Below are 13,152 nucleotides of genomic sequence, written 5' to 3'. Positions count from 1 at the left end.
GCCCACAGTACCCGACCGCGGGCCCGGACTCCAAAAGGATCCCGGGCCCGGCGCCGTCGCGTCGATCACAGCGGCGCACGGCCGGTCCCCCGCGCCTCAGGTCAGCAGGTGAGGCCGTCCTCGGGCACGGTCCCGTCGACGAGGAAGTCGTCCACGGCGTCCATGATGCAGTCGTTCGAGCGGCCGTAAGCGGTGTGCCCCTCGCCCTCGTAGGTCACCAGCACGCCGGAGTCGAGCGCCTCGGCCATGCCCTCGGACCACACGTACGGCGTGGCCGGGTCGTTGGTGGTGCCGATGACGACGATGGGCGCCGCACCGGGCGCGGCCAGGTCGTACTCGCGCTCCGCCAGCGGGTAGGGCCAGGCGGCGCACGTCAGGCCGCCGTAGCCGAAGAACGACCCCATGGTCGGCGCCTGCTCCTCGATCGCGGCAGCCTCCTCCCGCATCACGTCGACGTCGTCGGAGCTGCGGTAGTCCAGGCAGTTGATCGCGGTGAAGGCCTCGGTGGAGTTCGTGGCGAAGGACCCGTCGGCGTTCCGGTCGTTGTAGAAGTCGGCGAGGAACAGCAACGTGGACCCCGTCCCGCTGTTGATGGCCTCGTCCAGCGCCTGGCTGAGCAGCGACCAGCTCTGCTCGTCGTAGAGCGTGACGGCGATCCCGTAGAACGCCAGGGTCTGGGTCACGACCCGGTCGCCGTCGGTGGGGTACGGGCGGTCGTACGCCTGGTCGAGCACGGTGCGCACCTGCTGCATCCCGTCGTCCACCGACCCCGACAACGGGCAGTCGGGCCCGGCCTGACAGTCGCCCACGTAGGCCCGCAGCGCGTTCTCGAACCCGACCGCCTGCCCGGCAGACATCTCGGCCGAGTCGATCCGGGGGTCGATGGCGCCGTCCAGCACCAGTCGCCCCGCACGGTCGGGGAAGAGCCCGGCGTAGGTGGCCCCCAGGCTGGTGCCGTAGGAGAAGCCGAGGTAGTGCAGCTCGTCGTCACCGAGCGCGGCACGGAGCATGTCCATGTCCTTGGCCGCGCTCTGGGTGTCGACGTTGCCGAGCAGCTCGCCGGTGTTCTCGGCGCAGGCCTCGGCCCACGCGGCGCTCGACTCGCCGGCCGCCTCCAGGCCCTCGTCGGTCGACAGGTCGGCGTCCTCGCTGAGGTACTCGTCCTTCGCGGCGTCGTCGTAGCAGGCCACCTCGGTCGAGCTGCGCACACCCCGCGGGTCGAAACCCACGACGTCGTACGACTCGCGCACGCGCTCCCCGAGGCTTCCGGCGGCCGCCTCGAGGTAGCTGATCCCGGACCCGCCCGGACCCCCCGGGTTCACCAGGAGCGAGCCGATCTTGTCCCCGGTCGCGCGGGTCCGCATGAGCTCGAGCTCGATCTCCCCGGCGTCGGGGTCGCTCCAGGACAGCGGTGCCGCGACGGTGGCGCACTCGAAGTCGGACCGGCACTCGGTCCACACGACGTCCTGGCCGTAGAACGACTCGAAGCCCTCGGGGGCTCCGGCATCCACCGGTGCCGTCCCCTCCCCGGCAGGCGACTGGTCCTTGCCCGGGGCGCCCGCCGTGCACCCGGTGGCCACGAGGAGGACGGCGAGCGACGCCGCCAGGACGGGGGAGCGGACGACGGACGAGCGGCGGCGGGCGGAGATCACGGAGCCCAACCTACCGGCCGGGCCAGGCATCCTGCCGCCGTTCACCGAACCTCCGCGAGCGCCGCCGTCGACCTCGTCGTGAAGCGCAGCCGTGCGGGCGTCTCGGCCGCCGCCGTCTTGCGCAGGAAGCCGCGCCGGCGGGCTGCGAAGCCGTGCCGGTCGTCGAAGAGGTCGCGGGCCATCTCCGCCAGCTCGATGGTGCGGTGGTAGGACAGCGGCCGCGCGGGGGCCCGGCGTCGTGCCGCCTGCTCCGCCGTCGCCCGCTCGGTCGGCCTCACGAGCTCGGCCGCCCGCTGGGCGAGCCAGGCGTCGAACTCGCCCGCGTCGCGGGGGCCGACGCCGTCGATCAGTCCGAGGTCGGCGGCCCGGGGCGCCGAGACGGGCAGGCAGCCCGTGAGGAGCTGGTCCGCCACCTCCTGCCCGACACGCGCCTCGACGGACCAGGTGTGCAGCTCGGATCCGTAGATCCCCATGTCGTAGTAGGGGTTGAGCACCACCCCGTCGCGGGAGAGCACGACGTCGGCGCACAGGGCGGTCATGACGCCGCCGGCTCCGGCGCTGGCGGTGAAGGCCGCCACGGTGAGCTGGTCCGCCGTGGCGATGGCCTCGCACAGGTCGTCGATGGCCTGGATGTTCGCCCAGGCCTCGGTGGCCGGGTTCTGCGCGGCGTCGATGACACCGAGGTGGATGCCGTTGGAGAACAGGCTGTCGGTGCCACGCAGCACGAGCACGGCGGTGTCGTCCAGGCGGGCGGCCTGCACCGCGGCGGTGAGGCGCCGGCACTGCTCGGTGTGCATCGCCCCGTTGTAGGAGCGGAACGTCAGGATGCCGACGTCGCCGTCGCGCTCGTAGCGGCACTCGGCCAGCTCGCCGGGTGCGTCGTGTCGTGGCGATGCCGTGTGCGGGTCCAGCACGCTGCGGGCGGGCAGCTTGGTGCCGCGCCGCTCGCCGAGCGTGGCCGCGTAGCCGACCCAGAGGGTGCCGTCGGTGGCAGCGAGCGCGACCGCGTCGACGTCGCGGCCGACGACGGCGCCCGGTGCGGCCTGCGGGTCCAGCACCTCCGGCGTCGCGACCGCGTCGAAGAGGCAGTACCGCTCGCCGGCGATCTCGGCCGGTGCCCCCGGGGCGCCGTCGGCGGCCGCGACCCGGCGCGCCAGCTCCTCGACGGGCAGCGACCAGTCGACCGCGAACGCGGGCCGGCGCAGCAGCGGCAGCTCGCCCGTCCCCGGGACGTCGCGGGGCAGGTCGTCGGCCGGCACCGGCTCCTCGCCGGCGGCGACCATCCGCACCACCTCGGTGACGCAGGCCATCGCGGCGTCGGCCACCGGACCGTTGTAGAGCGCGCTCTTGGCCACCGGGACGTCCGGCAGGGGGAACGTCGACGTCGCCCACACCGGCCCGGCGTCCATCTCCTCCACGGTGGACAGGGCGGTGACCCCCCATCGCTCCTGACGGGTCAGGATGGCGTGGTCCAGCGAGGAGGGCCCGCGGTCACCGACCGGTCCGGGGTGGACGACGACCGTGGTCCAGCGGCCCCAGACCTCCTCGGGCACCCGGTGCTTGAGGAACGGGCACAGGATGAGGTCCGGGTCCGCCTCCGCCACGGCCGCGGTCAGCGCCTCCGGGGTGTCGAACGCCGGCGCGATCTCCACGCCGACGTCGTGACCGGCGTCGGTGAGCGCGCACCAGGCGCGCTGTGTCAGACCGTTGAACGCCGAGACCAGCAGCAGGATCCGCATCATCATCCTCATCGTCGGTGGCGTGCCCGGATGGAACGCCACGGACGATCACAGAGCAAAGCGGGTGAAAACGCAAGGCCCCTCTTGACATCGGGCTCTGATCGGGGCGCGGCTCAGCCCTGCGGACGCAGCGCCACGGTCATCGCCTCGAGCGCCAGCAGCGGCGCGACGTTGCCCTCGAGCCGCTCGCGCGCCTGGCCGATCGCGTCCATCCGGCGCACGGTCTGCTCGGGCGTGGCGTCGCGGGCCAACGACCTCACGACATCGGCGTGCGCGGTGTTGACCAGCTCCACCTCGGCGCCGAGCTGGACCACCAGGACGTCCCGGTAGAGCGAGAGCAGGTCGACCATCGCGCGGTCGAGCACGTCCCGCTGGCGCCGGGTGGCGCGTCGCTTCTGGTCGTCCTCGAGCTGCTTGAGCTGCGAGCGCAGCTTGGGCGGCAGCGTGTCCCCGTCGCCGACACCGAGGGCCCGCAGCAGCTCGGCCTTCTCGGTCGCGTCCCGTTCGACCGTGGCGGCCGCCGCCTCCGCCTTGGCGACGTCCACGAGCTCCGCCGCGGCGAGCACGGCGTCCGGCACGCCGCGGATCCTCCGGGCGACCTCGAGGACGGCGCTGCGGCGTTCGCGCGCCTCGGGGTCGCGGGCGAGACGACGGGCGAGGCCGACGTGCGACTGCGCTGCCCGCGCCGCGTCGAGGGCGAGCCCGGGCTCGACGCCGTCACGGCGGACGAGCAGGTCCGCGACGTCCTGGGCGGGCGGCACCCGGAGGACGACCGCACGGCAGCGGGAGCGGATGGTGGGCAGCACGTCCTGGATGCTCGGGGCGCACAGGACCCACACCGTGTGCGGGGGCGGTTCCTCGATCGACTTGAGGAGCACGTTGGTGGTGCGTTCGGCCATCCGGTCGGCGTCCTCGATGACGATGACCCGGTACCGGCCCCCGGACGGGGACCGAGAGGCCTTCGTGATGAGGTCGCGGACCTCGTCGATGGTGATGACCACCTTCTCCGTGGCCACGACGGTGAGGTCCGGGTGCGTCCCGGCCAGCGTGGTGGTGCAGGCCTGGCAGCGCCCGCAGCCGGGGACCTCGTCCGTGGCCGCGCACTGCAGCGCGGCGGCGAACGCCCGGGCCGCGACGGACCGCCCGGACCCGGGCGGTCCGGTCACGAGCCAGGCGTGCGTCATGGCGGCCGGGTCGGTGGCCGCGGCCTGCAGGACGCGCACGGCCTCCGGCTGCCCGACGACGTCGTCCCACACGCTCACGGTGACTCCCTCTCGGCCGGGTGGTGCGCCGGGACCGCCGGCGTGAGACCCAGGCGCGCTGCGACGTCGACCCGGATCTGGGCCTGCACGTCCTCACGGGGTGCGGAGGCGTCCATGACGATCCAGCGGTCCGGGTCCGCCGCGGCCCGCCGCAGGAACGCCTCCCGGGTCCGGCGGTGGAAGTCGCTGCCGGCGCGCTCCAGGCGGTCGGGCGGGCCCCCGAGCCGTCCGGCGGCCTCGACGGGGTCGAGGTCGAGCAGCACCGTGACGTCGGGGAGCAGGCTCCCCGTGGCCCACCGGGACAGGTCCTCGATCTCCTGCTCGGCCAGCTCCCGCCCACCGGCCTGGTACGCGACCGACGAGTCCAGGTAGCGGTCGGTGACGACCACGGCACCCCGGGCCAGGGCCGGCCGCACCACCGTGGCGACGTGGTGCGCGCGGTCGGCGGCGTACAGGAGCGCCTCGGTGCGCGGGTCGAGGTCCTCGCCGTGCAGGACCGCCTGCCGCAGGGTCGACCCCAGCTCGGTGCCGCCCGGCTCACGGGTCAGCACGACCTCGCGGCCGGTGACCTCGCCCAACCAGTCACCGAGCAGGCTGATGTGCGTCGTCTTGCCGACGCCGTCGCCACCCTCGAACGAGACGAAGTACCCCCGTGCAGTGCTCACGGCCGCCACCTTAGCCGCGGCCGCCCACACGCGAGCGCCGGACCTGCCCCGGTGCGTCACCCCGTGGGACGATGGGTGCACCACCGGCCCGAGGGGAGACGCACATGACCGACAAGGCGTCCACGACGACACTGTCCGCCGACGAGTGCTGGGAGTTCCTGGGCGACCGGCCGGTGGGGCGCCTCGCCACCGCCGTGGCCGGCGAGCCGGACATCTTCCCGATCTCCTTCGCCGTCGCCGAGCGGCACGTCGTGTTCCGGACGCACCCCGGCAGCAAGCTCGTCGAGGTCGCGGTCAACGCCCGGGTCGCTTTCGAGGCCGACGAGTGGACGCCCGAGGTCGCCACGAGCGTGGTGGTCAAGGGCACGGCCGAGATCCTCGACCGCGATGCCGACGTGGCCGCCGCGGAGGCGACCGGCCTGGTCTCCTACCTCGACGACGGCAAGGACGTCTGGGTCCGCATCACGCCGACCACCGTCACGGGACGCCGGCTGACGCGCTGACGGCCGACCCGCCGACCGTCCAGGGACGAACGCGTCACTCGCCCGGGTAGACGACCCCGAGCTCGGCACGCACCTGGTCGAGGACCGCCATCACCTCGAGGGTGTCGGACCACGGCATCCGCCCGCTCTGGGTCCGCCCGGCGGCTAGGCAGCGGGCGACCTCGGCGGCCTCGTAGGCCTTGCCCTCCCCCTCGGGCGACGTGAACGACCACGAGGGGCCGTCGTCGCGCACCACCTCGAAAGCCGTGGGCCCGAAGAAGAACGACGGGATCTCGATGCGGCCACGCGTGCCGATGATGCGCGCCCCGGCCCCGCCCGACGCCCCCGAGGAGGTGTGCAGGATCGCCTGTGCGCCGCCGTCGTACCCGAGGATCATGCTCACGTGGTCGTCGACGCCCGTCTCGGCCAGCGTGCCGTGCGTCAGCACGGTGTCCGGCGCCCCGAGGAGGTCGTGGGCGAACGTGATCGGGTAGATGCCCAGGTCGAGCAGCGCGCCGCCGGCGAGCTCCGGGGCGAAGAGCCGGTGCGAGGGGTCGAACGCGAACGCGACGTCGAACTCCGCGATGACGGTGCGCACCTCGCCGATCTCCCCACGGGCGATCGCGCCGCGGATCGCCGCGACGTGCGGCAGGAACCGCGTCCACACGGCCTCCATGCAGAACACGCCGGCAGCCTCGGCGGCGTCGAGCAGCGTGCGCGACTCGGACACGGAACGGGTGATCGGCTTCTCGACGAGCACGTGCTTGCCGGCCTCGATCGCCAGCAGCGCGTGCTCGAGGTGGTGCGAGTGCGGGGTGGCGACGTAGACGGCATCGACCTCGTCGTCGGTCACCAGCGCCTCGTAGCTGCCGTGGGCACGGGCGCCGGGGGCGTGCGTGTCGGCGAACGCCTGGGCCTTGTCCACCGACCGGGAGCCGACGGCGGTCACGCGGGCGGCGGTGCGCTCGCGCACCCCGTCGGAGAACGAGGCGGCGATGTTGCCCGCGCCGAGCACCCCCCAGCGGATCGCGGGCGCGTCCAGGAGCTCGGGGACCGTCCCGTCGAGGTCGGCGGTGGTCAGGCGGGCGGCATAGGCGGCCGGGTCGACGGCGGCGGTGTCGGTCATGCGCCCACGGTAGCGGGACCGTGGGCAGCGGCGACGACGGCGTCCGCGGCGGCCTTGACCTGCTCCAGCTCGTCGAGGCTCAGGCCGCTGCTCTCGACCACGCGTCCGGGCACCTGGAGCGCCTCCTCGCGCAACGCGGCCCCCGCCTCGGTGAGGTGCACCTCGACGACCCGGGCGTCCGCGGTGCCACGCCGCCGCTCGACGAGCCCTTGCTGCTCGAGCCGCTTGAGCAGCGGCGACAGCGTGCCCGGGTCCAGGTAGAGGCGGGCGGCCAGACCGGTGACCGACGTCGTCCGCCCCGCCCCGGCGTCCTCCCAGAGCCCGAGGAGCACGAGGTACTGCGGGTGGGTGATCCCCAGCGGTTCGAGGATCGGCCGGTAGAGCGCGACCATCGCCCGCGCGGAGGCGGACAGGGCGAAGCAGACCTGCGCCTCGAGCGCGAGCGGGTCCTGCGGCTGGTTCATGGGGACAGCGTAGGTCCGGATACACTTGGTGTACCAATCATTGGCGCACCAAGGAGTGACGATGGGACTGTTCAGACGCCGACCCGGCGATGACCGCACCTGGGGCATGCGGTTCACCGAGAGCTTCCTGCCGATCTTCGGCCCTGCCAACATCCGACGCGGCCCGGCCGTCCCTCCGAGCGCAGAGGACCAGGCACGCGAGGCACGGCTCCGCCAGACCTTCGAGCGCGTCACGGGACCGGACGGGCACTCGTACGTCGTCGAGCGCCAGGGCGAGCGGCCCACGCACGACGAGCAGGGTCTCAGCCCGCGTCGCGCAGAACCACTGGACCCGCCCCCTGATCAGCAGGAGCGATGACCGTTTCCGTCCCGAGCAGCGTGGCGTACTCGCCCGCGAGGGCATCCACCGACGTCCCCCGCAGGTCGGCACGCACCGGCTGCTACTTCGTGGACGTCGACTTCTTCGCCGGTGCCTTCTTCGCGGCCGGCTTCTTGGCAGGAGCCTTCTTCGCGGGCGCCTTGCGCTTCTTCGGTCCCTGCGCCCGCTTCTCCGCCAGCAGCTCGATCGCGCGGTCCGGCGTGATCGACTCCGGCGTGAGGTCCTTCGGCAGCGTCCGGTTCGTCTCGCCGTCGGTCACGTAGGCGCCGAACCGGCCGTCCTTGACGACGATCGGCTTGCCGCTGGTCGGGTCGTCGCCCAGCTCGCGCAGCGGCGGTGCGGCCGCCGCCCGGCCCCGGCGCTTGGGCTCGGCGTAGATCTTCAACGCCTCGTCCAGCGTGATGGTGAAGAGCTGCTCCTCGGAGGCGATGGTGCGCGAGTCCGTGCCCTTCTTCAGGTACGGACCGTAGCGGCCGTTCTGCGCGGTGATCTCGTCACCGGACTCCGGGTCCTTGCCGACCACGCGCGGCAGCGACAGGATCTTCAGCGCGTCCTCGAGGGTCACCGACTCCAGCGCCATCGACTTCAGCAACGAGCCCGTGCGGGGCTTGGGCTGAGCGGCCTTCGCCTTCTTCTTCGCCGCGGCCGACAGGTCCGGGTCGATCTCCGGCAGGTCGAGCACCTCGGTGACGTACGGACCGTAGCGGCCGTTCTTCGCCACGATCTCGTTGCCCGACCCCGGGTCGACGCCCAGCACCCGGCCGTCCTCGGCACCGGCGGCGAGGAGCTCGCGTGCCTTGGCCACGGTCAGCTCGTCCGGTGCGATGTCCTCGGGGACCGAGGCACGCGGGGCCTTGCCCTCCTTGTCCGGCTCGGCCCGCAGGTCCTCGAGGTACGGCCCGTACCGGCCCACCCGCACCCGGATCCCCTCACCGATCTCGACCGAGTTGATCGCCACGGGGTCGATCTCGCCCAGGTCGGCCACCAGGTCGCGCAGGCCCCACCCGGCGGCACCACCGTCAGACCCGGCACCCCCGGCCGCTGCGGCACCCTCGGTGCCGTCCCCGAAGTAGAAGCGGGTCAACCACGCCACGCGCTCGCGCTCCCCCGCGGCGATCTCGTCGAGATCCGCCTCCATCGCGGCGGTGAAGTCGTAGTCGATGAGACGGCCGAAGTGCTCCTCGAGCAGCTTCACGACGGCGAACGCCAGCCAGGTAGGAACCAGGGCCTGACCCTTGGTCCGCACGTAGCCGCGGTCCTGGACCGTGGAGATCGTGGCCGCGTACGTCGAGGGACGGCCGATGCCGAGCTCCTCGAGCGCCTTGACGAGCGACGCCTCGGTGTACCGGGCGGGCGGCGAGGTGGAGTGACCCTCGGCCGCCAGCTCCGTGCCCGCCAGGGCGTCACCCTCGGCCATGCGCGGCAGCCGGTTCTCCTTGGCCGCACCGGAGCCGCTGCCGGCCGCCGGGCCGCCGGCGCTCTCCGCGTCCTCGACGTCGCGCGACTCCTCGTACGCCGCGAGGAAGCCGCGGAACGTGATGACCGTGCCCGACGCCGAGAACACCGCGTCGTTGCCGGCCCGCTCCCCCGCGCCCGAGCCGAGCGTCGCGGCGAGCCGCACGGACGCCGTCGACCCCTTGGCGTCGGCCATCTGCGAGGCGACCGTGCGCTTCCAGATGAGCTCGTAGAGCTTGAACTGGTCACCGGAGATCTCGCGGGCGACCTGCGCCGGCGTCCGGAAGGAGTCACCTGCGGGACGGATCGCCTCGTGCGCCTCCTGGGCGCCCTTGTTCTTCGAGGCATACAGCCGCGGTGCACCGGGCACGTACTCGGGGCCGTACAGCTCGGCGGCCTGGCGGCGGGCGGCGTCGGTCGCCTCGGCCGACAGCGCCGGCGAGTCGGTCCGCATGTACGTGATGTAGCCGTTCTCGTACAGCGCCTGGGCGGTGCGCATCGTCTGGCGCGAGGCCATGCGCAGCTTGCGGCTCGCCTCCTGCTGCAGCGTCGACGTCGTGAACGGGGCGGCCGGCTTGCGCGAGTACGGCTTGGTCTCGAGCGAGCGGACGGCGAACGACGCGTCGTCGAGCCCGGAGACGACGGCGTGCGCCTCCGCCTCGTCGAGGTGCACGACGCCGGTGCGCACCTTGAGGCGCCCGCGGTCGTCGAAGTCACGGCCCGAGGCGACGCGATCCCCACCCAGACCGGTGAGGCGAGCGCGGAAGAGCTGTCCGGCGTCGTCGCCGTCCTGCGGGGCGAACGATCCCGTGACGTCCCAGTAGTCGGCGGTGACGAACGCCATGCGGTCGCGCTCACGCTCGACCACGAGGCGCGTCGCCACCGACTGCACGCGCCCGGCCGACAGGCCCTGGCGGACCTTGCGCCACAGCACCGGGGAGACCTCGTAGCCGTAGAGCCGGTCGAGGATGCGCCGGGTCTCCTGGGCGTCGACGAGGTCCGAGTCCAGCTCGCGGGTGTTCTGCAGGGCGCGGGCGATGGCCTCGCGGGTGATCTCGTGGAAGACCATGCGGTGCACCGGCACCTTGGGCTTCAGCGCCTCGATGAGGTGCCAGGCGATCGCCTCGCCCTCGCGGTCCTCATCCGTGGCGAGGAAGAGCTCGTCGGCCTCCTTCAGCGCAGCCTTCAGCTCGCGGACCTTGGCCTTCTTGTCCGCGTACACCTCGTAGTAGGGGTCGAACCCGTTGTCGACGTCGACGGCGAACTTCTTGTAGGGGCCCTTCTTCATCTCCGCCGGCAGGTCCGAGGGCTGCGGCAGGTCACGGATGTGGCCGACGCTCGCCTCGACGACGTACTCGTCGCCGAGGTAGCCCTGGATCTTGCGAGCCTTGGTGGGAGACTCCACGATCACGAGCTTGCGGGCCTGTGGCATCCGTTCCTGCTTTCCGACATGTGGTGGGGCGGCGGCGCTGAGGCGCACCCTGGGTGCGGCGTCCTGTCACGGTACGACACGGACGACGACGGCGGCACTCTACCGAGGAGTGCCGCCGCCGGCTCCGCGTGGTCCACACCCTCCCACGGGTTCTCGAGTCAGCCGAGGCGCTCCCAGGGTCCGTGCGGGTCACCGGGCTCCTGGGCGCGGGTCCACCACCGCGCCTCGTACCGGGCGCCGCCGTGCTCGACGACGTCCCCGGCGACGAAGACGCGTGACGGGGTCCACATCGCGGTGCCGTCCGGCGCCTCGGCGATCTCCTGCCACGCCCCCCACGCCGAGGCGCCCGGCTCCTGACCCCGGGTCCACCACAGCGCCTCGAACGTCCGCCCGTCCACCGTGACCCGGTCCCCGGAGGTGTAGACGGCGCCTTCCTCCCAGGTGGGCGCACCGGGCTGCGTGTCCCCCACGCGCTCGAGCACGACGTCGTCGAACGTCCCCCAGGCACCGCCCGTCAGCGCGAACGACGCCGTCACCGTGGCCGCGCCGTCGGCTCCCACGCTCACCGCGTCGGTCGTGGCCGTGCGCCACTGCTGCCAGCCGGCGAGCTGGAGCGGGGCCTCCGTGGCACCGCCGGCCGTCTCGAGTCGCAGCACCCGGGCGTCCTCGGCCGGGCTGTCGCCGCCCTGGGTCGTGGCCGAGACGCGGTACGCCCCCGGGGCCAGACCCGTCACCGTCTGGCTCACCGAGAAGGAGTAGTCGTCCGCCGCCCAGAAGTGCACGGCGTGGTCGCCGTCGGCGGCGTCGGCGGTGCCCTGGACCGCAGCGCCGGTCCCGGTGACGGCCCACGCCGTGCCGCCGTCCTCGAACGAGCCGTCGACGAGGTGGTTGACCGTGCGCACGACGACGGTCGCGGTCACCTCGACCCCGCCGTCGGTCACACCTGCCACCCGGTACGTGCCAGGCCCGGCGACGGCGGCCAGGTCGGCCGCGTCCCAGGTGACCGGCTGCGGGCCGGCGGTGCCGTCGGTCCAGGTCACCTCGACGGTGGCGGGCAGCTCGACGGGCTCGCCTTCGGTCAGCGTGACCTCGACGGGCGTCACCGAGAGCACCTCACGCTCGGCGACGGCCCCGGTGCGGACGTACTCGAACACCCGGAGCGACTCCAGCGGCTCCCCGTCGACGTCGAACAGCGCCTGGTTGTCCCAGGACGTCCCGCCGTAGTACTGCCCGGCGTCGTGCGGGTCGTAGCCGGAGGCGTAGGAGGTCGCCCAGCCGGAGCCGTGCTCCTCCCAGAGCAGCCGGTTGTCCTCCAGGTCCTCCGGCGGCCCGACGGGCAGCCACGCGGGCTCCCAGTAGTAGACGCCGATGCCGGCCTCACCGACGTCGTGCACGGCCGCGATGACGTCACGCACCGCGAGCGCCTGCCCCTGCACGGAGATCGGGTACTGCGGGTAGGAGGTGTGCACGGTGTTCTCGTGCCCGTCGCCGTCCTCGAGCGTGTACGCCCAGGAGGTCTCCACGACGGCGACCTGCTTGCCGTAGGTGTCCGCGACGTGGCTCAGCACGCTGGTGAGGTTGTCGAGGCTGCCGTGCCAGAACGGGTAGTAGGAGGACGCGAACACGTCGTAGTCGACGCCGTTCTCGTCGAGCTGCCGGGCGAAGGTGGCGTAGTTCCCCGCGCGCTCGGGGTTGGTGAAGTGCACCGCGACGAGCGCGTCGGGCAGGACGTCGCGGACTGCGGCGCTGCCCGCCGCGAAGATCTGCGCCCGGTCCGGCCAGGCGGACACCCCGGCGACGGCGTTGGTGGTCTCGTTGCCGACCTGCACCATGCGGACGTCGACGCCGGCGGCGACGAACTCCTCGAGCGCGTCGGCGGTGAACTCACGGGTCGCGGCGACCTTGCCGTCGACGTCCAGGTGCTCCCAGGCCTTGGGGGCCTGCTGCTTGCCGGGGTCGGCCCAGAAGTCGGAGTAGTGGAAGTCCACGAGGACCCGCATGCCGTGCGCGGTGGCCCGCTGGCCGATCTCCACGGCGCGCGGCACGTCGGTGTTGCCACCGCCGTAGCCGTTGCCGTCGGCGTCCCACGGGTCGTTCCACACCCGGACACGCACGTCGGTGACCCCGTGCTCGGCGAGGACGGCGAACAGGTCCGCCTCGGCGCCGTCGGCGTCGTAGAACGTCACGCCGCTCTCCTCCAGGGAGAGCACGGAGGAGACGTCCACCCCGTGCACGAAGTCCTCGGCGAGGCCTTCGACCTTCGGCACGGTGATGCCCGCCTCGACAGGGCTGTCGGGCTCGACGGCCGCGGTGGCGCCCGTGGCGGCCGCGGCCGCGGTGGCGGGCGCAGCGGCCGTGCCGGGCGCGGCGAGCAACGTGCCGGCGAGCGCCACGGCTGTGACCGCTCCCAGTCTGCGGTGCAGGAGATGCATGTCGGCTTCCTTCTCTCGATCGACGGTGATCTGACGATGGTGGGAGCCGGCGGGCGGCCCGGTC

10 protein-coding genes are annotated in these 13,152 nt (G+C 73.1%); 2 read left to right on the top strand and 8 right to left on the bottom strand.

Annotation, left to right across the window (positions count from 1 at the left end; translation table 11 throughout):
* Nucleotides 1–101 precede the first annotated feature (101 nt).
* The 4 genes from HDG69_RS02690 to tmk form a co-directional block, all read right to left on the bottom strand.
* A complete protein-coding gene (locus HDG69_RS02690) occupies nt 102–1,652 on the bottom strand; it encodes an alpha/beta hydrolase (protein ID WP_343036223.1) in 1,551 nt (516 codons plus the stop codon).
* A 41-nt stretch (nt 1,653–1,693) separates the two neighbouring features.
* Nucleotides 1,694–3,403 (bottom strand): enoyl-CoA hydratase-related protein, encoded by a 1,710-nt coding sequence (locus HDG69_RS02685; protein WP_246255960.1) that lies wholly within the window; start codon nt 3,401–3,403, stop codon nt 1,694–1,696.
* Nucleotides 3,404–3,504: 101 nt separating this feature from the next.
* Nucleotides 3,505–4,653 carry a DNA polymerase III subunit delta' gene (locus HDG69_RS02680; RefSeq protein ID WP_171782222.1) on the bottom strand — a complete coding sequence of 383 codons (1,149 nt, stop codon included), beginning with the start codon at nt 4,651–4,653 and terminating at the stop codon, nt 3,505–3,507.
* Entirely contained in the window at nt 4,650–5,318 is a 669-nt protein-coding gene (tmk, locus tag HDG69_RS02675; protein ID WP_343036222.1) for a dTMP kinase, read from the bottom strand. Before tmk ends, HDG69_RS02680 begins: the two co-directional genes overlap by 4 nt.
* A gap of 104 nt (nt 5,319–5,422) precedes the next feature.
* Here tmk and HDG69_RS02670 point away from each other — a divergent pair, with 104 nt between their 5' ends.
* A complete protein-coding gene (locus HDG69_RS02670) occupies nt 5,423–5,821 on the top strand; it encodes a pyridoxamine 5'-phosphate oxidase family protein (protein WP_171782221.1) in 399 nt (132 codons plus the stop codon).
* A 34-nt stretch (nt 5,822–5,855) separates the two neighbouring features.
* On the opposite strand, the gene HDG69_RS02665 is transcribed toward HDG69_RS02670, so the two are convergent.
* On the bottom strand, nt 5,856–6,926 hold the full coding sequence (locus tag HDG69_RS02665; RefSeq protein WP_171782220.1) for a Gfo/Idh/MocA family protein: 1,071 nt from the start codon (nt 6,924–6,926) through the stop codon (nt 5,856–5,858).
* Nucleotides 6,923–7,390, bottom strand: a complete 468-nt coding sequence (locus tag HDG69_RS02660; RefSeq protein WP_171782219.1) for a MarR family winged helix-turn-helix transcriptional regulator — start codon at nt 7,388–7,390, stop codon at nt 6,923–6,925. The genes HDG69_RS02665 and HDG69_RS02660 overlap by 4 nt, the downstream gene beginning before the upstream one ends.
* Before the next feature lie 61 nt (nt 7,391–7,451).
* Between HDG69_RS02660 and HDG69_RS02655 the strand changes: the two genes are divergently transcribed.
* Nucleotides 7,452–7,748: a hypothetical protein gene (locus HDG69_RS02655; RefSeq protein ID WP_171782218.1), complete on the top strand. Its 297-nt coding sequence runs from the start codon at nt 7,452–7,454 to the stop codon at nt 7,746–7,748.
* Between the two features lie 82 nt (nt 7,749–7,830).
* On the opposite strand, the gene topA is transcribed toward HDG69_RS02655, so the two are convergent.
* Complete coding sequence (topA, locus tag HDG69_RS02650) at nt 7,831–10,656, bottom strand: type I DNA topoisomerase (protein WP_171782217.1); 2,826 nt, start codon at nt 10,654–10,656, stop codon at nt 7,831–7,833.
* 158 nt (nt 10,657–10,814) lie between these two features.
* The gene (locus tag HDG69_RS02645) at nt 10,815–13,088 is read right to left on the bottom strand and encodes a glycosyl hydrolase 53 family protein (RefSeq protein ID WP_171782216.1); all 2,274 of its coding nucleotides are present in this window, start codon (nt 13,086–13,088) and stop codon (nt 10,815–10,817) included.
* Nucleotides 13,089–13,152 lie beyond the last annotated feature (64 nt).

Source organism: Isoptericola halotolerans (genome assembly GCF_013149785.1).
Lineage (GTDB): Bacteria > Actinomycetota > Actinomycetes > Actinomycetales > Cellulomonadaceae > Isoptericola > Isoptericola halotolerans.
This window is presented reverse-complemented; position numbering and strand designations above follow the sequence as displayed.